The 25662-nt window shown below is 55.6% G+C and carries 18 protein-coding genes; 1 reads left to right on the top strand and 17 read right to left on the bottom strand.

The features are described from left to right. Window positions 1-19 precede the first annotated feature (19 nt). The 7 genes from ilvB to NI21_RS0106325 all read right to left on the bottom strand — a co-directional run bounded on the left by ilvB (window position 20) and on the right by NI21_RS0106325 (window position 11136). Window positions 20-1699 (bottom strand): biosynthetic-type acetolactate synthase large subunit, encoded by a 1680-nt coding sequence (gene ilvB / locus NI21_RS0106355; protein ID WP_033125396.1) that lies wholly within the window; start codon window positions 1697-1699, stop codon window positions 20-22. A gap of 60 nt (window positions 1700-1759) precedes the next feature. Continuing rightward, window positions 1760-3439, bottom strand: coding sequence for a dihydroxy-acid dehydratase (gene ilvD / locus NI21_RS0106350; protein ID WP_033125395.1), 1680 nt, complete (start codon window positions 3437-3439; stop codon window positions 1760-1762). Window positions 3440-3472: 33 nt separating this feature from the next. After that, a complete protein-coding gene (gene leuB, locus NI21_RS0106345) occupies window positions 3473-4558 on the bottom strand; it encodes a 3-isopropylmalate dehydrogenase (RefSeq protein WP_033125394.1) in 1086 nt (361 codons plus the stop codon). A 181-nt stretch (window positions 4559-4739) separates the two neighbouring features. Next, window positions 4740-7685 carry an N-acetylglucosaminidase gene (locus NI21_RS16075; protein WP_052083985.1) on the bottom strand — a complete coding sequence of 982 codons (2946 nt, stop codon included), beginning with the start codon at window positions 7683-7685 and terminating at the stop codon, window positions 4740-4742. 167 nt (window positions 7686-7852) lie between these two features. Further along, a complete protein-coding gene (gene yajC / locus NI21_RS0106335; RefSeq protein ID WP_033125393.1) occupies window positions 7853-8158 on the bottom strand; it encodes a preprotein translocase subunit YajC in 306 nt (101 codons plus the stop codon). Window positions 8159-8258: 100 nt separating this feature from the next. Next, complete coding sequence (gene tgt / locus NI21_RS0106330; RefSeq protein ID WP_033125392.1) at window positions 8259-9392, bottom strand: tRNA guanosine(34) transglycosylase Tgt; 1134 nt, start codon at window positions 9390-9392, stop codon at window positions 8259-8261. 22 nt (window positions 9393-9414) lie between these two features. Beyond that, window positions 9415-11136, bottom strand: coding sequence for a peptidoglycan binding domain-containing protein (locus NI21_RS0106325; protein ID WP_052083984.1), 1722 nt, complete (start codon window positions 11134-11136; stop codon window positions 9415-9417). Between the two features lie 175 nt (window positions 11137-11311). On the opposite strand from NI21_RS0106325, the gene aroC reads away from it, so the two are divergent. Beyond that, window positions 11312-12415 carry a chorismate synthase gene (gene aroC, locus NI21_RS0106320; protein ID WP_033125391.1) on the top strand — a complete coding sequence of 368 codons (1104 nt, stop codon included), beginning with the start codon at window positions 11312-11314 and terminating at the stop codon, window positions 12413-12415. Between the two features lie 12 nt (window positions 12416-12427). Here aroC and NI21_RS0106315 read toward each other — a convergent pair whose 3' ends face one another. The 10 genes from NI21_RS0106315 to NI21_RS0106270 form a co-directional block, all read right to left on the bottom strand. Next, window positions 12428-14098, bottom strand: coding sequence for a nucleoside kinase (locus NI21_RS0106315; RefSeq protein WP_033125390.1), 1671 nt, complete (start codon window positions 14096-14098; stop codon window positions 12428-12430). Between the two features lie 43 nt (window positions 14099-14141). After that, entirely contained in the window at window positions 14142-14921 is a 780-nt protein-coding gene (locus NI21_RS0106310; RefSeq protein WP_033125576.1) for a Nif3-like dinuclear metal center hexameric protein, read from the bottom strand. 4 nt (window positions 14922-14925) lie between these two features. Beyond that, window positions 14926-15645 carry a class I SAM-dependent methyltransferase gene (locus NI21_RS0106305; protein ID WP_033125389.1) on the bottom strand — a complete coding sequence of 240 codons (720 nt, stop codon included), beginning with the start codon at window positions 15643-15645 and terminating at the stop codon, window positions 14926-14928. A gap of 13 nt (window positions 15646-15658) precedes the next feature. After that, window positions 15659-16771, bottom strand: coding sequence for an RNA polymerase sigma factor RpoD (rpoD, locus tag NI21_RS0106300; RefSeq protein WP_033125388.1), 1113 nt, complete (start codon window positions 16769-16771; stop codon window positions 15659-15661). Between the two features lie 40 nt (window positions 16772-16811). After that, window positions 16812-18587, bottom strand: coding sequence for a DNA primase (gene dnaG / locus NI21_RS0106295; RefSeq protein ID WP_033125387.1), 1776 nt, complete (start codon window positions 18585-18587; stop codon window positions 16812-16814). A gap of 86 nt (window positions 18588-18673) precedes the next feature. Then, window positions 18674-19681: a deoxyguanosinetriphosphate triphosphohydrolase gene (locus NI21_RS0106290; RefSeq protein WP_033125386.1), complete on the bottom strand. Its 1008-nt coding sequence runs from the start codon at window positions 19679-19681 to the stop codon at window positions 18674-18676. Next, window positions 19678-21180 carry a phosphate--AMP phosphotransferase gene (locus NI21_RS0106285; protein ID WP_033125385.1) on the bottom strand — a complete coding sequence of 501 codons (1503 nt, stop codon included), beginning with the start codon at window positions 21178-21180 and terminating at the stop codon, window positions 19678-19680. Before NI21_RS0106285 ends, NI21_RS0106290 begins: the two co-directional genes overlap by 4 nt. 641 nt (window positions 21181-21821) lie before the next feature. Next, a complete protein-coding gene (locus NI21_RS0106280) occupies window positions 21822-23495 on the bottom strand; it encodes an amidohydrolase (RefSeq protein WP_033125384.1) in 1674 nt (557 codons plus the stop codon). 3 nt (window positions 23496-23498) lie between these two features. Continuing rightward, window positions 23499-24248, bottom strand: coding sequence for a gamma-glutamyl-gamma-aminobutyrate hydrolase family protein (locus tag NI21_RS0106275; protein ID WP_033125383.1), 750 nt, complete (start codon window positions 24246-24248; stop codon window positions 23499-23501). After that, window positions 24241-25626, bottom strand: coding sequence for an APC family permease (locus NI21_RS0106270; protein WP_033125382.1), 1386 nt, complete (start codon window positions 25624-25626; stop codon window positions 24241-24243). The genes NI21_RS0106275 and NI21_RS0106270 overlap by 8 nt, the downstream gene beginning before the upstream one ends. Window positions 25627-25662: the final 36 nt, after the last annotated feature.

Raw genomic sequence — 25662 nt, 5'->3', positions numbered from 1 at the left:
TAATTCCAGTTTCCTGATTCTAGTCAGCTTTTTTCATATCGGCCTCGTCAAAGGCGTCCCGGAGCGCCGCGCCGGGAGCCACCATAGGCCATACCTTCTCATCCTTGTCGATCTGGCAGTCAATGAGCACCGGTCTTCCAAGAGTCAGAGCCTCGGCAAACGCCTTCTGGAACTCTTCTCTCGTCTGCGCCCTGTAGCCCACAGCTCCCATGGCCTCCGCCAGCTTGACAAAATCCACCGCGTCGTTTAAGACGGTCTGGGAATATCTCTGCCCGTAGAACAGATCCTGCCACTGGCGCACCATGCCGAGCACATGGTTGTTGATGACCACCTCGATAACAGGCACGCTGTTTCTGGCTGCCGTGGCAATCTCATTCATATTCATACGCAGGCAGCCGTCCCCGGCAATATTGACCACCGTCTTGTCCGGGCGCCCCATCTTTGCTCCGATGGACGCTCCCAGGCCGTAGCCCATAGTCCCCAGGCCTCCGGATGTCAGGAAGGTGCGGGGCTCTGTGAACTGATAGAACTGAGCTGCCCACATCTGGTGCTGTCCCACCTCTGTCACTATGATAGCGTCGCCCTTTGTCTGGCGGTAGATCTCCTCCACCACCCAGGGACCGGACAGACCCTCCTCCGGATAGACGAGAGGATATTTCTCTTTATAGCTCTGGATCTTCTCCTTCCACTGGCTGTGATCCTGCTGCTCAAGCTGACTGTTGATCTTCTCAAGGATCACCTTCAGGTCGCCGATCACACCCTCTGTGATAAGCACATTTTTGTTCATCTCCGCCGCGTCAATGTCAAACTGAAGGATTTCCGCATTTTTCGCGAATTCGTTTACATTGCCGGTAACCCGGTCGCTGAAGCGGGCGCCGGCCACGATCAGCAAGTCACACTCGTCCACGCCGTAGTCTGACGCCTTTGTGCCGTGCATGCCCACCATACCCGTGTAGAGCTCATCCGTCTCCGGAAATGCGCCGTGTCCCATCAGGGTGTCCGCCACCGGGGCGTCCACCTTCCTGGCAAACTTATATAATTCCTCTGACGCATCCGACAGGATAGCTCCGCCGCCCACACAGATAAAGGGACGTTTTGATCTGCGGATCATGGCAAGTGCCGTCTCCAGATCCTTCTCGTCTATATCCTGGGAGGGCACTACCTCTGCGGCCGGCTTGGGCGTGTACTCTGTCACTGCCCCTGTGATATCCTTGGGGATATCGATGAGCACCGGACCGGGACGGCCCTTCTTCGCGATGACAAAGGACTTGCGGATGGTGTCCGCCAGCTGGGTAATATCCTTTACAATATAGTTGTGTTTCGTGATGGGCATGGTGATGCCCGCTATATCGATCTCCTGGAAGCTGTCCTTCCCCAGGAGAGACACGCCCACATTGCAGGTGATGGCCACGATCGGGATAGAATCCATGTAGGCTGTGGCGATCCCTGTCACCAGGTTAGTTGCCCCCGGGCCGCTTGTGGCAAAGCAGACGCCCACCTTGCCTGTGGCCCTGGCATATCCGTCCGCCGCGTGAGCGGCTCCCTGCTCGTGGGAGGTAAGGATATGCCTGATTTCATTACTATGCTTATACAGCTCATCATATACGTTGAGGATGGCGCCGCCCGGGTATCCGAACACAGTGTCCACGCCCTGCTCCTTCAAACATTCCACTACAATCTCTGCACCTGTTAACTGCATAAATCTATCTTCCTCTTTCTTCTGATTTCCTCTGATTGTTCCATCCTTTTGGCTGTCCGCTTACTGCTGGCTGTTCTTCGGAACCTCCAGGACAGCTCCCCTGTTGCCGGATGTGACCATGGCAGCGTATCTCGCAAGATAGCCTGTGGTGATCCTGGGCTCTCTGGGCTGCCAGTTGGCCTTTCTCTGGGCCAGCACATCGTCCGGCACGTCCAGCTCAATGGTCAGCGCCGGGATGTTGATCTTGATGATGTCTCCCTCTTCCACGAGAGCGATGGGACCGCCCACTGCCGCCTCCGGTGACACATGACCGATGGATGCGCCCCTGGAAGCTCCGCTGAAGCGTCCGTCTGTTATGAGGGCCACGCTGGAGCCAAGTCCCATGCCCGCAATGGCGGAGGTGGGGTTAAGCATCTCCGGCATGCCGGGGCCGCCTTTTGGTCCCACGTAGCGGATGACAACAACGTCTCCCTCCTTGATGTCGCCGCCCTTGATGGCCGCGATAGCGTCCTCCTCACAGTCGAACACTCTGGCAGGTCCCTCGTGCACCAGCATCTCGTCCACTACCGCGGAGCGCTTTACTACGCTGCCGTCGGGCGCCAGGTTGCCCTTGAGCACAGCCAGGCCGCCTGTCTGGCTGTAGGGATTGTCGATGGGGCGGATAACCTCCGGATTTTTGTTCACTGCGCCTGCGATATTCTCTCCCAGCGTCTTTCCTGTGACGGTCAGACAGTCGGTGTGGAGAAGGTTCTTCTTGTTCAGCTCAGCCATGACAGCGTACACGCCGCCCGCCTCGTTGAGATCCTCTATGTAGGTGGGGCCTGCCGGCGCCAGGTGGCACAGGTTAGGAGTGCGCTCGCTGATGCCGTTGGCGAAATCAATCTCAAAGTCCATGCCGATCTCGTGGGCAATGGCCGGAAGATGCAGCATGCTGTTGGTGGAGCATCCCAGAGCCATGTCAACAGTCAGGGCATTTAAGATGGCATCCTTAGTGATGATGTCCCTCGGACAGATGTTCTTGCGCACAAGCTCCATGACCTGCATGCCGGCATGCTTTGCCAGACGGATACGCTCAGAGTACACCGCCGGAATGGTGCCGTTTCCGCGAAGTCCCATGCCAAGCACCTCGGTCAGACAGTTCATGCTGTTGGCCGTGTACATACCGGAGCAGGAACCGCAGGTGGGGCAGGTCTTGTTTTCATACTCCAGAAGGCCCTCGTCGTCCAGAAGGCCCGCCGCGTTGGCTCCAACAGCCTCAAACATGCTGGAGAGACTGGTCTTTTTGCCCTGTACCCGGCCTGCCATCATAGGGCCTCCGCTGACAAAGATGGTGGGGATGTTGATTCTTGCGGCAGCCATCAGAAGTCCCGGCACGTTCTTGTCACAGTTTGGCACCATGACCAGTCCGTCGAACTGATGGGCCATGGCCATGGCCTCGGTGGAGTCCGCGATCAGATCCCTTGTCACCAGGGAGTATTTCATGCCGATATGGCCCATGGCAATGCCGTCACAGACCGCAATGGCCGGAAATACGATGGGCGTTCCGCCTGCCATGGCAACTCCCATTTTTACAGCCTCCACAATCTTGTCCAGGTTCATATGCCCCGGCACGATTTCATTGTGGGAGCTGACGATACCGATCAGCGGACGATCCAGCTCCTCCTTTGTCAGTCCCAGCGCGTTAAATAAGGAACGGTGGGGCGCCTGCTGTGCCCCTTTCTTTACATTGTCACTTCTCATATTGTTCTACCTCCATCTGCAATTCTGTATATATTACGCGATATGCCCTGCGATCAGGTCGCCCATCTTCTCTGTGCCCACCTGATTCTTGCCCTCGGACATGATGTCAATGGTCCGCCAGCCTTCTCTCAGTACCTCGGCCACTGCCTTTTCTATGGCGTCCGCCTCCGCGTCCAGGTCAAAGCTGAACCGGAGCATCATGGCCGCCGACAGGATCGTGGCGATGGGATTGGCAATTCCCTTGCCCGCAATGTCAGGCGCGGATCCGCCGCTTGGCTCATACAGGCCGAATTTTGTCTCATTGAGACTGGCGCTGGCCAGCATACCGATGGAACCTGTCACCATGCTTGCCTCGTCAGAAAGGATATCTCCGAACATGTTCTCTGTCAGGATAACATCAAACTGCTTTGGATCCTTCACAAGCTGCATGGCACAGTTGTCAACGAGCATATGCTCCAGTGTCACCTCCGGGTAATCCCCGGCGACCTTCTCCACAACCTTTCTCCACAGTCTGGAGGAGTCCAGCACATTCGCCTTGTCCACGCTTGTCACCTTTCTGCGGCGCTTCATGGCTATGTCAAAGGCCCTCTTCGCGATCCGGCGGATCTCGTTCTCATTATACGTGAGGGAGTCGTAGGCTGTCATTACTCCATTTTCTTCCACCGTCTTCCTCTCTCCAAAATAGAGGCCGCCTGTCAGCTCACGCATGATCATCATGTCAAAGCCGCCCTCTGTGATCTCCTCCTTCAGCGGGCAGGCGCCCTTCAGCTCCTCGTAGAGAACAGCGGGTCTTAAATTTGCAAAAAGGTTTAACGCCTTCCGGATCTTCAGAAGGCCTGCCTCCGGCCTCTTGTCCGGCTCCAGCTGATACCAGGGAGAGGTCTTGGCATCCCCTCCGATGGATCCCATAAGCACTGCGTCGCAGTCCTTCGCTCTCCGGATCGTGTCGTCTGTCAGCGGTACACCGTGTACATCAATGGACGCGCCTCCCATCAGCAGCTGGTCGTAATCCATTGTATGTCCATACACTTCTCCTACTTTATCCAACACCTTCATGGCCTCTGTGACGATCTCCGGGCCAATGCCGTCCCCTTTGATAACTCCGATCTTGAGGTTCATATGCTCCATCCTTTCTATGTACAACAAATTTCGCTATTTCATAATAATATCGCATTTTTATCGGTGTTTCAACCCTTTACCCTGTAAAAGCGCAAAAAAATAGAGTGTCCTCTGTTTTTCACAGGGCAATCAAAAAGGATACCACCGCCTGAGCAGGTGATATCCTGATCTTGTAAAATCTCTACTTTCTGGTCTTTTTCAAAACCACAGCTACAGCAATGACTGCTACTGCGGCAACCGCAAGCACGATCCAGAGTATGGGAGCAGAAGTATCTCCTGTTCTCGGAGCTGCTTCTGTCTGGCTGCTGTTAGCGCCTCCCGAAGCGCTGCCACTATTCTGGCCATTCTGATCATTTATCTTCGCTGGAGCTGTATTGGTTAAAGTTGTACCGGTTGAACCTGATGTGCTTCCCGCGTCTCCTGTCGTACCGGATCCGCCAGATGTAGCTGAGGGGTCTGATGGATCCGGATCACCGGTCACCGCCGGGTCCGTCACATTCGGCTCTTCCGTAGTCCCCGGCTCATCCGTAACACCTGGTTCTTCAGAATTTTCTGGCTCGTCTGTGACTTCAGGCTCATCGCCCTCCGGCGTCTGTCCGCCGGAAGCATCGTTCCCTGCGCTTTCCTCATCCAGCGCTATGACAAACGGTGAGAGGCTGTCCACCTCCACTGTCACCGTTCCGTCCTGAGCGGTCGCTACATAACGTTCAATGTATGTAACGTCATCCGCCTTAGGATAATGAAGAATCAGAATACTTTGTCCGTTATACTGCTCATCCACAGCAAAGGTAACCTGTATCTTACTTCCATCCTTTACCGCTCCGTCCAAAGAGAGCTCATATACTCCGAGGATCGTCTTTCCGGCCGCTTCCTTTACAAGGGCCTGGTATTCCTCCGAATCACTGCCAATGGGTGTGACTGTAAGACTGGTGTTCTCAGCAAACTCGCCATTTACACCGATGCCTGACGTTTCATCCTTCAGATCCGCAGATGCATATTCCTCACTGCCTCCGGCTCCATCCGGCGCCGACGGCTCCTCGCTCTCTTTTGGCACAACAGTGACTGCGGCCTGGCCGATCTGAGAGCCATCCGCAGCTGACTGGGCCTTTACGGTAAGCTGCCCGGCCGTCTCGTCCTCTCCCACAGTCAGCCTGCCGTTCTCGTCGATGACCGTCTGGCCGCTGGAGGCTCCCTCTACGGACCATGTCACAGACTGGGACGGATCTCCTGTTCCCTGCACAGACACGCCAAAGGTCTTTGCGTCTCCAGGATACAGACTGATCTCAGAGGGATTGATCAGCACGCCTGTCACGGTCACTTTTGCGTTTACCTGTATGGACTGGGAAACAGTCCTGGTCACATCGCCGCTTGTGTAGGAGATCTCCACGGCTGTCACATCGGTTGTGAGGGGATCTGTCCGATAGCTGACTTCACCGGTCACATCGGTAACAGAGCCGTCACTCCAGTTTGCCTGCACTGTCATCCCTGTGGGGTCAAAGGTCTCTCCCTCCGTGTAGACTGTCTTCTGCGGTGCCGCCGCGATAGATATGGAGTCCAGCGTCGCGGGCACTGGTTCGGGTTCAGGTTCTGGCTGTGGCTCGGGTTCCGGCTCTGATACCGCCGTTCCCTGATTTACGATCTGCACATAGTCCGAGGAAATGTAGGCGTACATCGCGTCAAAGCTGTAGGCCCCGCTTCCCCTCACGACAGAGGTTCTGCCGCTGTCCAGCACCCCATCGCTCTGGATCCTGTAAAATCCGTTTTCCAGCGTACTGTCTTTGATCAGGACAGAGTAATTCGAGGCCGAGCCCGTACTGTAGAGGACTGTAGATGATGTGCTGCTTGCATTTCTCACATTCACAGTCTGGTGGCTGGAGGCCAGCGTATCCTTCACACCTATAGTGTACTGGCCGTAATCCTGACTGCCCTGGGCCGCGTCAAGGGCGTAGGCCACATTGGCCGCCTTCTCACCCCAGTAGGGATCTGAGGCGTATTTCACATTGATGCCGCTGGCCTTGTTTCCAAGGAAGCCGCCGTTATACCTGCCGTCCTTTGGATAGAGATATCCTCTGGACATCCATCCGTTCGCGAAGTCGTTGATGCATGCCTCCGCGCTCGCAAAGGTATTCGCGCTTGTCCCCGGAGAGCTGTCAATAGCATTCAGGCCAAAAAGATTGTTCTTGCTCAGGGCAATACTGCTTTTCCCCCATGCGCTCTCGTTGGCCGCAACCCCAGTCATGAGGAGGGCATTTACACCGTATGTATTCTGACTGTCAATAAAGGCGCTTCCCTTATTCGCCATCAGTGATCCTGCCCCTGCTTTGCTGTTGATCATGGCGCTCAGGGTATCCGCGCTGTAGGATGTGGCGCTCCTGAGAGGCAGATACTGATAATAGTTGTAATACGGATCACTGGGATTAACAGAATTTGCACGGGTATTATTCTGGTAATCAGTGATCATCACTGCATAGTCTGTGTAAAAATAATGTCCGTCGTAGCTGTAGTATTTGGTCCCCGCACTCAGATAGGACGGGGCAGGACCATTATCCAGCTTTGTCCTGTAGCCGGGTGTGGCCATAGTGTACACAATGCCGTGGAGAAGCCTTCCATTTTCCACCTCATAGCCGCTCACCACAGCGGCCTGGGACAAGTCAATGACCTCCACCTCCGATGCGTTGACCCAGCCGATCACGCCGGACATCATAAACTTCACTTTTCCTCCGCTGGTCCCAAGATACGCGGCGTCAGCGCCGTAGTCTCCGTTTGTGTAGCCGAGGGCTCCTGTGCCGTCCTCCGTATACTCTGTGACCGCATTGTCCTTTGTGTTAAAGTTCACCACCTTGACTGATGACACTGCCATCCGGGCTGACCTTGCATATGTAGAAATGCTGGCTGAAGACGTCTCATCTCCATCTGTCATGCTCCCGTCAGAGTCACCCACCTCAGTGATATTTCCATTTTCATCCATAGCCGTGACACTTTCTGTACGATATGGATTCTCATCCTGCAATTCCGGATACGTTTCCCCTCCCTGCGTATCCTCTTCTGCCTTGCTCTCCATGGCTGGAAGCCCCGTGAGCACCATGCACATGAAAAGCAATAGTATCAGCAATTTGATTTTTTTCATTAGTTTGATTTCCTCCTTCCCCTTGATTAATTATTTATATTAACTGATACAGACTAACCGTAACACAAATTTCTCTTTTCTGCAAGTTTTAACCTTTTTTTACATTTTTTCGCAAATAAAAAAGAGCCGGTCACAGAAACCAGCTCTCCTGAAATCATATGATTCTCTTACTCCGCATCCGCCTTCTCTACCTGCGCGATAGCTGCCTTCTGCATGGGAATACGGCAGTTCTTGTTGCTTCCAAACTCCACGATCACGTCATCGTCTGTGATGTCGATGATCACTCCGTAGAAACCGCTTGTCGTGAGCACTGTATCGCCCACCTCCATGTCGGCGATCATGGCTGCCACTCTCTTCTGCTCCTTCTTCTGAGGACGCATCAAAATGAACCAGAAAGCGCCGATAATCACAGCATATAAAAGGATCAGTCCGATAGGACTGTTCAAAAAGCTGCCTGCTGCCAAAGTATACATAAACATTTCCTCCTAAATTACTCACTTTTTGACACTATTGTTATCATACACAATATCCGGGGTTTCATCAAGAGTTTTTTTCCGGTATATTGCTTTTTTATCACGATTTTCCGCCCTGCAGGCCCTCTAATGTCTTCTTTTTGTACTCCTTAAAGCGGCCCTCCTCGATGGCCTGGCGGATCTCCTCCATCAGATGATTGTAAAAGTACAGGTTGTGGAGCACACAGAGCCTCATCCCGAGCATCTCCTTTGCCTTCAGGAGGTGGCGGATATAGGCCCGGGAATACCTACGGCACGCCGGACACTGGCACCCCTCCTCGATGGGGCGCTCATCCAGCTCATATTTCGCATTGAAGAGATTTCTCTTTCCCTGCTTTGTGTATACGTGTCCGTGGCGCCCGTTCCTGCTGGGGTAAACACAGTCGAAAAAGTCCACGCCCCGGTCTACCGCCTCCAGAATGTTGGCAGGCGTTCCCACACCCATAAGATAGATGGGCTTTTCCTGGGGAAGATGGGGCACAACCGCGTCCAGTATGCGGTACATCTCCTCGTGGGATTCGCCCACGGCGAGGCCGCCCACAGCGTAGCCGTCCAGATCCATGTCAGCAATCTCCTTTGCGTGGCTGATGCGGATATCCTCGTAAACGCCCCCCTGATTGATGCCAAAGAGCATTTGGTGACGGTTGATGGTGTCGGTCAGACTGTTCAGCCTGTCCATTTCCCTCTTACAGCGCTCCAGCCATCTGGTGGTACGGGCCACGGATCTCTCCATGTACTCCCTGTCCGCCACGCTGGAGGGACACTCATCAAAGGCCATGGCAATGGTGGAAGCAAGATTGGACTGGATCTGCATGCTCTCCTCAGGCCCCATGAAAATCTTTTTCCCATCTATGTGAGAGTTGAAATACACTCCCTCCTCCTTGATCCTGCGCAGGCCCGCCAGGGAAAACACCTGGAAGCCGCCCGAGTCTGTGAGAATGGGCTTCTCCCAGGACATGAATTTGTGCAGTCCGCCCAGTTTCCTGATGATCTGGTCTCCCGGTCTCACATGCAGGTGATAGGTGTTGGACAGCTCCACCTGTGTGCCAATCCGCTCCAGATCCTCTGTGGACACGGCTCCCTTGATCGCTGCCGCCGTTCCTACATTCATAAATACAGGGGTCTCTATGACCCCATGTACTGTGTGGAGCCGGCCTCTCCGGGCCGCCCCGTCTCTTTTTAAAAGCTCATACATTCCGAAAATTCCTTATCTATCCTTAATAATGGCATACAACCGGGGTTCCGGCCTGGATGTTGTCATATACCGTTCCGGCCACTGACGGGGGAAGGTTCACACATCCGTGGGATCCACCGCCCTGGTAAATGCTCCCTCCAAAGGAGGAACGCCAGTTGGCGTCATGGAGTCCGATTCCGCCGTTAAATGGCATCCAGTATGTGACAGGTGACTCCCACTCATATGTCCCGTCCGCCTTCTTCGGCCCTCTCAGAGTCGTGTTCATCTGCTTGTAGGCGATAGAGTAGACTCCCTGGGGTGTGCCGTTGCCCTCAGCCGGGTTGCCTGTAACGCAGTCCGTCTCCACCACGCACTGTCCATTCACATAAACCCACACGTGCTGGTTGGTCAGATCGATCTCCACGTAGCTGCTTCCGTAATCATTTCCCTCGTGGGAGGCGGCCCGCCTTGCGTACTGGGGCTCTCGCGTCACAGTCTCCGCGTTCTGGATATTGGCCGTAAGGGCATTGTACTCTGCCTCCTGGTCAATCTGCCAGCCGTATGTCCCGCCGGACACCTCCACTGTATTTCCCAGACTTGTGACTATTGTCCTTGTCTTCCCGTAGGTGTCGTATTTGTTCGCCAACTCCTGGATGTAGCTGCGCACCGCGTCCTGGTTAAAGGTCACATTCATACTGTCGTCCACAGTCACCCACTGGGAGATGACGGATGAATCCACCACCTCTGTGTATGGATTGAAATCATAGGTGATATTCGCTCCCAGATAGCTGTTCATGGCGTCCCTGGCAGCCGCCACCTCCGGAGAGTCAGCGGTGAAGGCGGGCATCACATAGCAGTCCTCCGCCTCCATATCCAGAGTGGACTGAAATCCGCTTATAGCTGTATTGACCGTCTCTGTAAACTTCTCTGTGTCGATCTGTGAGCCGATCACCTCGTCCTGGATCACAAACTCTGTATCCTGGAATACAGGACGGGCCGACTGGGGAGCTGTCTGCTCCTCGGGCTGCATGCACTTCAGGCCCGCGATCACTTCATTTAGCTTGTCTTTATCGTATTCCACTCCCACAGAAGCCGTAATCTCCGGATGGTTCCAGAGAGCCGTGATCCACAGAAGGGGATTTTGCTTTTTCAAAAGGGTAGTGACCTCGTCTCCCTCTACATAGGTAAGGTCTATGTCGTCCCCATCGATGCTCTCTGAACCACCGTCGATCTCCTTCAGTGTGAGCTCATAGTCCTTGACCTGCTCCTCCATATAGCTCTCCACTGCCCCGGCAGCCTGAGCGGAAAACTCTGTGCCGTTGATCCTTGTGTAGAAAAAGAAGTGTCTGGTAAAGAACAGAGCCACGCCCAGATAGGCAAGCACCAGCACACCCAGGATGACCAGAAGGACGATCAACACCTTCTTTTTTCCTCTTTTCTTTCCGTCTGTCTTTTCCTCGGGCTCCAGTTCATCCTCATCGCTCATAAACGCGTCGTCTTCGTCATCTTCTCTGTCATAAAACTCCTCATTGTCATCCAGGCGGATCACGCCGTCATCGCCGTCAAAGGGATCCTCCTCCCCCTCGCTGAGCTCCTCCTCCAGCTCCTGGAGAGAGTCTGTATCCGGCTCCTCCGACTCCTCTCCCGCCTGGACGTCCTCCGCAGCGGAGTCCTGCAGGCCATCATAGATCTCTTTCATCGTCTCTTCGAGAATTTCTTCTGAGGAGCGCTCAATATCCTCCCGGCTGTTTTCTTTCTTGCTCATACAAATCTGCTCCCTGTCTCTATATTTATACTTATAGCTACACTTTTACACAATACGTAGTAATTATAGTGTCCCGGCTTTCTCTTGTCAACAATCCGCCTCTTGTTTATAATAAATCTTAATATATCTTAACAGGATTTAACAAACAATTTACAAAATAAAGGAGCGATGCATCATGGCAGGTTCTACACTTGGAACACTTTTCACCGTCACCACCTGGGGCGAGTCCCACGGTCCGGCCCTGGGCGCCGTCGTGGACGGATGCCCGGCAGGGCTTCCACTCTGCGAGGAGGACATACAGCGCTACCTGGACCGCAGGAAGCCGGGACAGGGAAAATTTACCACAGCAAGGAGAGAGGGGGACCGGGCACAGATCCTCTCCGGCGTATTTGATGGAAAGACCACCGGCACCCCCATTTCCATCCTGATTAAAAATGAAGATCAGAGATCCCGGGATTACAGCTCTATCAAAGATTGCTGCAGGCCCGGCCACGCAGATTACACCTTTGACCGCAAATACGGCATCCGGGACTACCGGGGAGGCGGCCGCTCCTCCGGCCGGGAGACAGCCGGGCGGGTAGCCGCTGGCGCCGTGGCGGCAAAGCTGCTGGCCGAGCTTGGCATCCATTTTACGGCCTACACAAAAGCCATCGGAGATATCAGCATCCCCGATGGCGCATATGATTTCAGTCAGATCACAGAAAATCCTCTTTATATGCCCTCCCGATCCCACGCTGAGGAGGCCGCCGCTTTTCTGGAGGACTGTATCAGAAGGCAGGACTCCGCCGGCGGCGTTGTAGAGTGCAGGATCGACGGCCTGCCCGCGGGCATCGGCGAGCCTGTCTTCCACAAGCTGGACGCCGCCCTGGCTGGAGCCGTCATGTCCATCGGCGCTGTCAAGGGCGTGGAAATAGGCGACGGCTTTGGAGCGGCCCGCTCCTTTGGGAGCAGGAACAACGATCCCTTCTACGCGGACGAAAGCGGCGTACACAAGCGTACAAACCACGCAGGGGGCACTCTGGGCGGCATCAGCGACGGCAGCGCCGTCATCCTGCGGGCCGCCGTCAAGCCCACACCCTCCATCTCCCGGGAGCAGGACACCGTGGACAGGGAAGGAAACAATCTGAAGATCTCTATCCAGGGCCGACACGACCCGGTCATCGTCCCCCGGGCTGTTGTGGTGGTGGAGGCCATGGCCGCCCTCACTGTGGCTGACCTCCTCATGATCCGCATGAGCTCCCGTCTCTCTGACATAAAAGCTTTCTACAGCGGCCGCTAGAAGCGGCCCTGACTACACCCGGAAGCATCCTCCGCCGATAAACTCCCGCAGCAGGGAGTTGGCCGGCACGAGGGTGCTTTCAATTCCCACAAAATAGTCCAGGAATTTCAGCAGTCTCTTCGCCTCCAGATATTCCCGGCAGTCCCTCTCAATTCCGAAGAGCAGGGGCTCCACATACTGCTTCAGCACAGCCAGCTCATAGATCAGAGCCGAGTTGAACATGACGTCCGCCTCCTCCTGGTAGGGGAAAATGTTCTTCTCCTCCCCTCTTCTCACAGAGGGCCACATAGCTATGGTTCTCCTGGCCGAGGAGCCTCTGGTCCTGGCATCCCTGACAAGCCGGCGGATCAGGCGGCCGTCCGTGGTGGGGATCCGGTTGTGCTCATCTATGTTGAGCTGGGTCAGAGCGCTGATGTAGATCCGGAATTTATTCTCGTCGGGCAGGGAGAGGGTCAGCTTGGGATTCAGGCAGTGAATCCCCTCGATCACAAGCACATCCTCAGCTCCCAGCTTTTTCGGCTTTCCCCCGAATTCCTTGTGCCCGGTCTTGAAATTGAAGGTGGGCAGGACAACCTCCTCCCCATCCAGGAGGCGCCTCATCTGGTCGTTGAAGAGGTCTGTGTCCACCGCCTCCAGGCACTCAAAGTCAAAATCCCCGTTTTCATCCCTTGGGTTCTCCTCCCTCTCCACAAAATAGTTGTCCACAGAGATGGGATGGGGTACCATGCCGGCGGCCCGCAGCTGAATGGACAGGCGGTGGGAAAAGGTAGTCTTCCCCGATGAGGAGGGGCCGGCGATGAGGACAAATTTGGCCTCCCTCCGGCCGGCGATCTTCTCCGCGATCTGAGCGATCTTCTTCTCCTGGAGAGCCTCCTGCACCAGCACCATATCCCGCATATCGCCGCCCTTTGTGATCCGGTCGTTGAGAGAGCCCACGGTCTCGATCCCCTGCATATCCCCCCATTTTGTGGACTCCTTCATGACCTGAAAGAGCTTGCTCTTGGGGGCAAAGGGAGCCAGGCTGCGAGGCTCCCTTCTGGAGGGCATCTGGATGACAAAGCCCTCATCGTAGAGATAGAGGGCAAAATATCGCAGATAGCCGGCCGACGGCACCATATAGCCGTAATAATAGTCCTCAAACTCATTCATGCTGTAGATGTTGACCTTGGAGACGCGGCGGTACTCAAAAAGGCGCTCCTTGTCGTGCATGCCATGTCTGCGGAACAGGGCCACAGCCTCATCCGTATGTATGGTCCTTTTGCGCACCGGCATGTCCTCCTCCACCATGGAGCGCATCCTCCCCTCCACTTGGTCCAGGAAGGACCGGGTCAGGGGGAAATCCGCATCCATGGTACAGTAATATCCATCCCCCATAGAGTAGTGGATCCTCACCTTCCGTATCCCCTCGTGGTGGGCGGCGTCGTAGATGGCCTTGACCAGCATGAGACACATGCTCCTCTTGTAGGTGCTGTGTCCGATCTCGTCCCCTGTGGTCTCAAAGACAAGACTGCAGTCCCCCTGCAGTGTCTTGTGGAGCTCCTGCAGCTTCCCGTCCACAAAGACCAGCACGATATCATTCTCATGGTTCTTCTGGAAATCCCCGGCGATCACCCTGTAGGGCGTGCCCTCCGGATACTCCCTTGTCTCTCCATCCGCCTCGATCCGATACATCTTCCGCTCCATGACAAACCTCCTGTATGCTCCGTTTTACGTCAGCGCCCTGCCGTCACACGATCTGGAAGGGATGGCGCACCGGCGCGGCCTTCACCTCCACGCCCTTCAGCCTCTCTTCCAGATACGCTTTTACATCCTCTATAAAAATGTGCTCGATCCCGTAATGCCCGGCATCAATGATGGCCAGGCCCTGGGCCACCGCGTCAATACCTGTGTGGTGGTCGATATCCCCTGTGATGAGCACATCCGCCCGCTTGTCAAGCGCCGCCTTCACCATGCTTTTCCCGGATCCCGGGGAGATAGCGATCCTGGATACCATCTGTTCCATATCCCCGAACACCTTCACAGCCCCCAGGTGGAATCGGTCCTTCACAGACCAGCACACCTCACTGAGCGGCACCGGGCTGGCCAGATCCGCCACTCTGCCGATCCCCTCCGGCTGCTCCCCCTCTCTTGTCACCTCCAGCACCTCCGGATTCTTCAGCTCCATCTTCTTTCCCGACAGCTCAGCCATCCCCAGCACATCGTAGTTGGTGTGCATGGCGTAGTAGGAAATGTCGTTCCGCACCAGCTTCAGGATGCGGGCCCCGATAAAGTCCAGATTGTTGATTCTCTTCAGGCCGGAGAAGATCATGGGGTGATGGGTCACAAGCATGTCGGCCCCCCACTGCACCGCATCCTCGATGGCCGCGTCATCCGCATCCAGAGCCACATAAATGCGCTTCACTTCCTTGTCATCTCTCCCCACAAGGAGTCCCACATTGTCCCAGTCCATGGCATAGTCGGCCGGGTAGGCCTCCTCGATCACATCCATCACATCTTTGCAAAGCATTGTCTCACTGCTCCTTTCCTTCATACACGTCCAGCGCCTCCCGGATCTCCTCCAGCTCTCTGTCTACTTCTTTTTCCCGCAGAAGGGCTCCCGGCGTCCCCGCCTTCTCCAGGCGTAGGAGGATCTCCTCCCGGATACGGCGCTCCCGCAGAAGATAATCCCGCAGTACCGGGTGCCGGCGGGCAAGGAGATCTCTGCCGTAGAGAAGCTCCACCCTGGACCAGGGCCGTGTCTCCGGCCGTCCTTCCTCTGCGTGAACCGCCTTCATCATGGGATAGTACTTCCCGTCCTCCTCCACCATCTCCTCCCGGATGACTGTATAGTCATGGCTCTCCAGATAGGCCCGGACCCGCTCGATCCCGGACTGGGGCTGGAGGATAAATTCCTTCACAGAAGCGGTAACGGAAGGGCTTGCCTCCAGAATATGTATCACCAGTCCTCCGCCCATGCCCGCTGCGATGATTGTATGCACCTCTCCGGGCTTTAATGCGGAAAATCCGTCCGACAGCCGCAGCTCGATCCTGTCTGACAGCCCCTCCGCCAGGATATGCTTCCTGGCCCTCTCAAGGGGCCCCTCATTGACATCCATGGCGATCAGCCTTACAGAGGGATCTCTTTTGGCCAGCCAGATAGGAATATATCCGTGATCCGTGCCAATATCCGCGACAGAGGCGCCCTCTGTCACAAGACCTGCCACGGCAGATAGTCTCTTTGATAGTTCCATAGGCGCCTCTTTCTTAATCCAGATAATCTCTCAGTTTTCTGCTGCGGCTGGGATGCCGGAGCTTCCGGAGCGCCTTCGCCTCGATCTGGCGGATACGCTCTCTTGTTACGTCGAACTCCTTGCCCACTTCTTCCAGAGTGCGGGCACGGCCGTCGTTCATGCCAAAGCGCAGGCGGAGCACCTTCTGCTCCCTGTCTGTCAGGGTGTCCAGCACTTCGTCCAGCTGCTCCTTGAGGAGGGTAGCCGCAGCCGCCTCCGCGGGAACCGGCACATTGTCGTCCTGGATGAAGTCGCCCAGGTGGCTGTCCTCCTCCTCACCGATGGGAGTCTCCAGGGACACCGGCTCCTGGGAGATCTTCAGGATCTCACGGACTCTGTCCACAGGCATGTCCAGCTCCTCCGCAATCTCCTCCGGGGTGGGCTCACGTCCCAGCTCCTGGAGAAGCTGTCTGGAGACGCGGATCAGCTTGTTGATGGTCTCCACCATATGCACGGGGATACGGATAGTCCTGGCCTGGTCTGCGATAGCCCGGGTGATGGCCTGCCGGATCCACCATGTGGCGTAGGTACTAAACTTAAATCCCTTCTCGTAATCAAATTTCTCCACCGCCTTGATAAGGCCTAGGTTTCCCTCCTGGATCAGATCCAGGAAGAGCATGCCTCTGCCCACATAGCGCTTGGCAATGCTCACAACAAGACGCAGGTTGGCCTCTGCCAGACGTTTCTTGGCGTCCTCGTCGCCCTCCGCCATCCTCTTGGCCAGCTCCACTTCCTCCTCAGCGGACAGAAGGGGCACCTTTCCAATCTCCTTCAGGTACATGCGCACCGGATCCTCGATGCTGACGCCGTCGGGGACAGACAGGTCGATCTTCTCCATGTCCACCTCGTCCTCGTCTGTCAGCATGAGATCCGCGTCGTCCGGGCCCTCGTCGTCATCATCCATCCGGAGCACATCGATGTTGTTCGCCTCCAGATATTCAAAGACCTTGTCCATCTGGTCGGAGTTCAGCTCCATGTCAGCAAAGAAATCGTTGATCTCTGTGATCTCCAGCACATTTTTCTTCTTTCTGGCAAGGGCCTTCAGGTCATTCAGCTTCTCCGTAAATTTTACCATGTTCTCGTCCATGCAGTGTCCATCCTCTCATTGCTTGTTTTATATTTTATCCCTAATTAATAGAAATATGCAGTTTGTCCGGGGCCTGCAGCGCCCGCTTTTCCTCCATCAGCCTCTGGAGTCCGGCAATGTCTGTGGGGGCCAGCCGCCGGGCCGCCTCCTCTATGCTGTTCTCCTTCACACGGAGGATCGTCTCCCGGAGCGCCTTCTCCTGCTCCTTGACAGTGGGAAGCTCGCGGATCCTCGTGTTGAAGAGCTCCGCCACCCGCCGGTGTTCCTCCTCGTCTGTAAAGAAGTTGATGATCCGGGCCGGATTGACATCCCCCTCCTCATACTGTTCGTACAGCTTCTCCGCCACAGTGCGCAGCAGATCCTCTGTAAAGTCGGCAGGGGAGATATATTTTTTGATCTGGCGGAAGATGTCCTCCCCCTCCAGCATCCAGGTGAGGAGGATCTTCTGGGATTTCAGGTGTCGGTCCTCCTTCTCCTTTTCCCGGTCACCGCTTGTCCTGGGGCGGGCGGCTGGCTTTGCCAGTCCTCCCTCCACCGCCATGCGGGTCACCAGTTTGCGCAGATCCTGGCTGCTGACCGAGTAGGCCTTCGCCACAGCGTCTATGTAGTTTCCCCTCTCGATCTCCTCGTCAAAGGTGTTCAGCCGCCGGGCCGCCTCCTTCAGGAACTCAGTCTTTCCCTCCGGGCTTGCCATGTCGTAGTCCTTCTCCAGCATTTCCAGGTCAAACATAAAGCTGTTCCTGGCGCCCCGGATCCTCTCCTCAAAGGCCTCCGCCCCCAGGTTCTTGATAAATTCGTCTGGGTCCTTGTAGGGATCCATCCGGATCACCCTGGCGGTGATGCCCGCGGCCCGCAGGATCGGCGCGGCCCGCAGGGCTGCCTTCGTCCCCGCCTCATCGCTGTCGTAGGTGAGGTAGACCTCCTTCACATACCGCTTGATAAGGGAGGCGTGCCCCGACGTCAGGGCCGTCCCCAGGGAGGCCACCGCGTTGGTAAATCCCGCCTGATGCAGGGAGATCACATCCATATACCCCTCGCACAGGAGAAAATAGGGCTTCCTTGAAGTCCGGGCCCTGTGCAGGCCGTACAGATTGCGGCTCTTGTCAAAGACAACTGTCTCCGGAGAATTCAGATACTTGGGCTTGGCGTCGCCCATCACCCGGCCCCCAAAGCCGATAACACGGCTGTTGGCATCCATGATGGGAAACATGACCCTGTTCCAGAATTTATCATAGGGGCCATGCTTCTCGTCGATGGAGATGAGCCCCGCCTGGGACAGGATTTCGTCACTGTATCCCTTTGTCTTCAGGTACCGGTACAGGTCATCGCTGTACTTGTTGGCATAGCCCAGGCCGAAAGCCAGGATCGTCTCATCGCTGAGCTCTCTGTTTTTCAGATAGTCGTAGGCCGTCTTCCCCTGAGGGGCCTTGAGCTGGGCGTAAAAATATTTGGCCGCCAGCTTATTGATCTCCAGGATCCTGGCCCGCAGGTCCGCCTTCTGCTTTGCCGCCTTGGAGTACTCCTCCTCCGGAAGCTGGACCCCTGCCCGCTCCGCGAGGAACTTCAGTGCCTCCACAAAGGAATAGTTCTCGTACTCCATCAGGAAGGTAAACACGTTGCCTCCCACCCCGCAGCCGAAGCAATAGTACATCTGCTTATCGCGGCTCACTGAAAAAGAAGGAGATTTTTCGTTATGGAAAGGGCAGAGACCAAAATAGGAGCTGCCCTTTTTCTGTAATTTTATGTAGCTTGATATCACATCCACAATGTCATTTCTCGATCTGACTTCCTCGATCACTTCGTCCGGATAATACATCAGCTGTCGTCATCCTCTTCTCTGCTTTTTTTATGGCTTTAAAATTGCCTACATTTATAATATTCGACAAAACTTCTTCATTTCCTTTAATTTTTCCATGATTCCGGGATAAAAAATTCCTGAAACTTTTTCACCGCGTAGGAGTCTGTCATGCCTGCTATGTAATCGCACACCACCCTCTCCTTCGTGTCCCTGCCCTCATCGATCATATCCAGATACTGACGGGGGATAAACTCCATATGATCCAGATACCAGCCATACAGGCTCTGGATCATGCCGATGGCCTTTGTCTCCTCCCCCTTTGCCACCGGGTTCTGGTACACATTCTCAAAGAGGAACCTGCGCAGTCCCATGGTGGCTGTCCGGATGTGTTCCGACATGATGATCTCCGGCCGGTCCATACTGTGGGTCACCACATCGTGGATCATGGTGTTCAGCCGCATCCGGGTAGTGTGCCCCAGCACGTCCGTGAATTCCGGGGGCAGATCCTCTTCCGTCAGGATACCGCCCCGGATGGCATCGTCGATATCATGGTTGATGTAGGCGATCTTGTCTGAGAGACGGACAATCTGCCCCTCCAGCGTGTGGGGCCTGCCGCTGGACTTGTGGTTCCGGATACCGTCCACCACCTCCCAGGTGAGATTGAGCCCTCTGCCCTGCTTCTCCAGGATCTCCACCACCCGGACGCTCTGCTCATTGTGCCGGAACCCTTCCGGGCACACCTGGTCAAGAGCCCTCTCACCGGCGTGGCCGAAGGGGGTGTGCCCCAGGTCGTGGCCCAGGGCAATGGCCTCCACCAGATCCTCGTTGAGACGGAGGGCCTTGGCAATGGTCCTGGCGTTCTGGGACACCTCCAGGGTGTGGGTCAGCCTGGTACGGTAGTGATCACCCTTGGGCAGAAGAAACACCTGGGTCTTCTGTTTCAGTCTTCGAAAGGACTTGCAGTGGAGGATCCGATCCCTGTCTCTCTGGAATACAGGCCGGATGTCGCACTGGGGCTCCGGTCTCTTTCTCCCTCTGGATCTGCTGCTCAGGGTGGCGTAGGGACTTAAATTGGCTTCCTCCCTGGCCTCCATCTCCTCCCGGATGTTCATGCTCTCTTCCCTCCCGTCTTGATCCTCTCCTCAATGGCCTCCACCACCGTGCGCAGGACCTTCAGTCTGGCGTAGTATTTGTCGTTGCCCTCCACCACGATCCATGGTGCGTTGGCCGTGGAGGTGCGGATCAGCATCTCGTTGACAGCCACCTCATAATGATCCCACTTCTCCCGGTTCCGCCAGTCCTCCTCCGTGATCTTCCACTGCTTCTCCGGGTTTTCCTGCCTCTCCCTGAAGCGCCGTTCCTGCTCGTCCTTGTCGATCTGCATCCAGAATTTCAGCACAATCACGCCCTCCCTTGTCAGGGTCCTCTCCATGTCATTGATCTCCCGGTAGGCTCTGCGCCACTCACTCTTCGTGCAGAAGCCCTCGATCCTCTCCACCATGACGCGGCCGTACCAGGTCCTGTCAAAGATAGTGATGTGACCGGCCTTCGGCATATCCTTCCAGAACCGCCAGAGGTAGTGGTACTGCCTCTCCACCGCGTTGGGAGACGCGGTGGGGTGCACCACGTAACCCCGCGGATCCATCTTGGCTGTGAGTCGCTTGATAGCGCCTCCCTTTCCGCCCGCGTCCCAGCCCTCGAAGCCCAGGACAACCGGAATTCTCCGTCTGTACAGCTCCCCGTGGAGTTCCCGGATACGGTTCTGCAGTACCTTCAGCTCCCTCTCATACTCCTCCCGTCCGCAGGACAGACTGAGATCCACCTTGCCCAGGATCGACTCCATCAGCTCCTTCGTCTCCGCTGCGTCCGTGCCGGCCCTGTCGTCCGCCAGCGAGCCCTCCACCTTTTCGATCTGCCTGGCGAGCATCTCCTCCACGATGGAATAGATTTTCACAGTGGCAAATCGCCGGTCCACTGCCTCCACAATATGCCAGGGCGCCTTCTCCGTGTCCGTGCGGGCCAGCATCTCCTCGTTCATCTCCTGGTATTTGTCAAATTTCTCGTTTCTCCTCAAATCCCCTTTTGTCACCCGCCAGGCGGTGTCCCTGGAGGCAAGAAGCCTGTCAAATCTCTTCTTCTGCTCCTTTTTATCAATGGCCAGGAAAAGCTTTATGATCACCATGCCGTCCTCTGTCAGCTGATCCTCAAAGGACAGGATAGACTCATAGGCGTCCGCCAGTTCCGGCTTTTTCACCTTTTTGTCAAACCGATCCTTGAGAACCCTCGTGTACCAGCTCGTGTCATAGATGGCGATGCGTCCCTTTTCCGGCAGCTTTGTCCAGAATCGCCAGAGGAAGGGATGGAGCTTCTCCTCCTCTGTCTCACTCTTCACCGCATACACACGGAAGCCCCGCGGGTCCAGGGCCTGTATCAGCTTTCCGATCTGCAGCCCCTTACCGGCAGCTCCAAATCCCTCAAAGGCGATCATAACAGGGATATTCAGCTCCTTGCACCTGCGCTGCAGCTTGCCAAGGCTCTTCTCCAAATGCTCCATCTTCTCTTTGTACTCTTCTTTTCCCATCTTCTTCGTGAGATCCAGCTTTTCTAACATAACGCGCCTCCCTCCTATTTTTTTCAGAATATTTTCTTTTATTATACATCATTCTCCTATATTTAACAGACAAAATGCAAAAAGATTGCAAAACAAACACAAAAAGCCCGTACAGACTCTCATCTGTATGGGCAAAATATAGCTTCAGGTGTATGTCCGGGTTTTTATTTTGATTTTGTCTCTTCCCTGTCCCCTTTCTCCGCGCTCCCCGCAAGGGCGGCATAGATCTGGTCTACGTCATAGTCCGGGGCAAACCGGCGGGCCGTCTCACAGATGAGGCTGACCCTCTCCTCCTTGTCAGTATAATACAGTTTCTTCCCTCCGTGCAACTTTTACATAAATTTTTCATCATTTCCAGGTAATCCGGCAGATATGCCCGATACGTCAGATATGAATGGGAACCGCTTTTTGAATGATGCGGTTCAAGAAATGTCCCTTCAAGCTAGAAGGTATCCTAAGTTTACATCGTATTATGGCTTTTGTCAACCTTTTCCCCTGGCTGCCTGTAAAGGCCGGAAAACCATACTATCTCACTTGAAAATGCGCCCCGCGGATATCCGCAGGGCGCATTGTTATAAATTATCTGTTGTATTTTTTCTTTCGTCCATTTTACTATAAGCGGGTTGTTTTTCAATATTTTTTCAGGCCCGCTCGTACACCTTCTCGCCGTCAATATAGGTGGCCAGTATCTTGCTCTCCCGCAGCTCCTCCGGATCCGCGAGGGAAAAGAGATCCCGGTCCGGAATGATGAAGTCCGCCAGCATCCCTTCCCGGATCCTTCCCTTGAGGTCTTCCTCTCCAGAGGCGTAAGCGCCCTCCACGGTGTAGGACCGCACCGCCTCATAGACGGACATTCGCTCCTCGGGCCGGTAGGCGGGCCGCTCCTCCCCTGTCAGACCCCGGCGGGTCACAGCCGTGTAAATGTTGGGCAGAGGCTCACAGGACTCCACCGGGCAGTCCGTGCCAAAGGATACGTGGACTCCCTTGTCCGCCAGCGTCTTCCAGGCGTAGGAGGTGTCTGCCATGTCCCCGGTCCTCTGCCTCACGATGTGCATGTCGTAATCAATGAAGATGGGCTGCACAAGAGCCATGACGTCCTGCTTCCTGAAACGATCCAGAAGCTCCCCGTCCGTGATCTGCACATGGACGACCCCATCCCGGAATGACTCTTCCGGCTTTCTGTTTTTCTTATCCCTCTCCAGAGCGTCCAGCACCATCTCGATGGTTCGATCCCCAATGGCATGAACCAGCACGGGATAGCCCAGGTCGTGGGCTGTCTTCACCAGCTCATCCAGCTGTTCCTCCGTGAAGATAGTAAGGCCGCAGGTGGAGGGATCGTCTGCGTAGGGACGGCGCAGCCCCGCTGTCCTTGCTCCCAGGGAGCCGTCGCCCAGCAGCTTGATTCCTGTCACCCGCAGATGATGGTCCCCCCCGCCGTACCGGAAGCCATCCTCGTAGTACTTTCGTATCAGCTCCGGTCTCTGGCGCAGGCTCTGCTGGCAGATGCGGATCTTCAGCTCTCCCCTCTCCAGCAGATCCCGGTAGACCGAGAAGAGCAGGTGATAATCCTCATCAGGCATAAAACCGATGTCGTCCGTGTGTATGGTGGCAAGCCCGTAGGACAGGGCCTCCTCCTGCCCCTTCAGGATAATATCCTCCAGGATCTCCCGGTTCAGGATGTGAACCTGGCTTCTGATACGGTCCAGCACCTTTTCCCGGAAGATACCCAGAGGCTCTCCCGCCTCGTCTGTGAGGGCGAATTCCCCCAGCTCCTGCACCTTCTCCTTTGTCAGCCCCAGGAGCCGCATGCCGGCAGAGCTTAAGACGCCCACATGCTCACACACCCGCAGAGCGATGACCGGCCGGTCTCCCACTGCCGCATCCAGATCCTTCGCCGTAGGGAACCGCTTCTCCCCTTTGGTGAAATAGTCCTGGTTCCAGCCTGTGGCCTCCAGCCAGGCGTTTTCATCCGTCCTGGCATCCGGTCCGCAGGATCCCCGCTGGCCGATGCTGTCGCGGAGGCACTGCTGTATCATCTCTATGCTGTCACAGCCGTTTAAGTCCACATTGATGAAATGCTTGGAAAATCCCACAAAGTGCATGTGGGAGTCCTGGAAGGCAGGGAGCACGCTCCTCCCGGAAAGATCTGTGAACGTCACACTCTCCCCCTCCGACTCCAGCCGCCGGGCGTATTCCTGCGCTTCCTCCCGGCTACCCACAAAGGTGAACACCCCGTCCCGGACAGCAAATGCCTCGGCCTTCGGCCTGTCCTCATCCATGGTTGTCACAGCCGCGTTCGTAAATATCTCTGTCATTCTTTACCGCTTCCCTTCCAAAGAGACACATTGTTCGATCAGCTTCCTAAAAATACCAAGCTGCTCCTTGTTTCCGCAGGATGCCATCATCTCCGGGTGCCACTGCACGCCCATGACAAACTGGCCCTCCTCCATGTACTCCGCAGCCTCCACGATGCCGTCAGATGCCGTGGCCGTCACTGTCAGCCTGGGGGACACATCCTTGACAGCCTGGTGGTGCCAGGAGTTGACAAACGTCCCGTCCGGAAGGAGCCCGGCAAGGACACTGTCCTCCTTGATCCGGATCCTGTGGGTACCCTGGTAGCGCTCCGTATTCTGGGTATGCTTGATGCAGTGCTCCCTCTGAGAGGGGATGTCCTGGTAAAGCGTCCCGCCAAAGCAGATATTGATGATCTGCAGGCCCTTACAGATGCCAAGTACAGGCTTTTTCTCCTCCAGAGCGGCTTTAAAGAGCTCCATATCGTAGACATCGATCTCCCGCATGGAGTATCCCTGGCCCTGGATGCCCTCCTCTCCGTAGAGAATGGGATCCACATCCGCCCCTCCTGACAGGACGATCCCGTCGCAGAGCCGGGCATGAGAACGAATCACCTCCGGATCATCGCTGACCGGCAGGAGCAGGGGGATCCCCCCTGCCCGCTCCACGCTGGAGGTGTAGTCCGTGTGTATGTACTGCCGCAGGTTCCCTGTAAAGACTCCGTCATTTTCGATGGGAGTTAAATTTCCCGATATTCCGATCACCGGCCTACGCATGTTCCTTCTCCTCCTCGCCATATTTCTTTCTAAAGTAAAGATAGAAAAAGATGCCAACTACCGGGACGATCAGTCCGGTCAGGGCAGTCACCGGATCCTCCATCAGGTTGTTCACCATCAGCCCCACAAAGAGGATGACTGTGATGACAACAGATACCGGATAGAGCCATACCTTGTAGGGCCGCTCCAGATCCGGATATTTTCTCCTGTAGACAAACACCGCTGTCACCGCCAGACAGTTGAACAGCATGCCGCAGAATACCACAAGTGAGGTGAGCTGATCCAGATTCCGCAGGCATACAAGGATGATGGAAATGATCATCTGAGAGATCAGGCTGGCTGCCGGAACGCCGTTTTTGTTCAGTGTGCCCAGCTTTTTGAAGAAGATCTTCTCAGCGGACATGGCATAGTAAATACGTGAGAAAGCCAGGACCATGCCGTTTAAGCAGTTGAACATGGCCAGCAGCATACCGATAAGAACGATGATCTTTCCGGCAACACCAAAGAGTCTCTCCGCCACTGTGGTTCCCAGATACAGGCTGCCGCTCTCGATCATGCTCTTCGCCTCGTCCAGGGGGATCACCCGCAGCAGCGAGTAGTTGAACAGGGCATAGAAAATGGCAACGCCGCCGATTCCCAGGATAATGGCAAGAGGCAGGTTTCTCTTGACGTTCTTGATCTCCTCCGCCACTGCGTTCAGGTTGGTCCAGCCCTCATAAGCCCAGAGAGAGGCCACTGTGGCAAAGGCGATCATGCCAAAGACAGAGCCCGCTGTCAGCGGTGATCCGTCCGGGGCCGAGGCCGGCACCGGATTTAAGTCCGGCGTCTGGTTGCCCAGCACAAGAGCTCCAATCATGATGATAAAAATGGGGAGCAGCTTGGCCACCATGAAAAATGTCTGCAGGTTGGACGCCCCCTTTACCCCTCTCAGGTTGAAGAGCGTCAAAAGCACAATCAACGCGATGGCGATCAGCTTAATATGAAGCTGGGTAAGCCCCGGGATAAAGTCCACGAGAGCTGTCGGGATGGCCACCGCGATGGCTGCGATGGAGCCGGAGCTGGCCAGGATCCACTGGGTAAACCCGTACATAAATCCAAGTACCGGGTGGTAGGCCTTGCTCAGATATACAAGCTGCCCTCCCGCCTTCGGGTCAGAGGCTCCCAGCTCCGCAAAGCACAGGCCGCCCAGCAGGGACACAAGGCCGCCCAGCAGCCAGCAGATCAGGGCCAGTCCCAGACTGTAGTTAGAGCGCTGGAGCACATAGGATCCCAGGTAGAAAATACCGGAGCCGATCATAATGCCGCAGATGACGCTCATACCGCCGAACAGGCCGATCTCCTTCTTAAATTCTCCGTTTCCGGATTTTTTCTGTTTCATAATCTTTCATTCCTCCAATAACCAGAATTTGTATCG

It is taken from the genome of Eubacterium sp. ER2 (assembly GCF_000765215.1).
In the GTDB taxonomy this organism is placed as follows: Bacteria; Bacillota; Clostridia; order Lachnospirales; family Lachnospiraceae; genus Claveliimonas; species Claveliimonas intestinigallinarum.
Note: the sequence above shows the minus strand (reverse complement) of the source record. Positions and strands in the feature narration are given on the sequence as shown.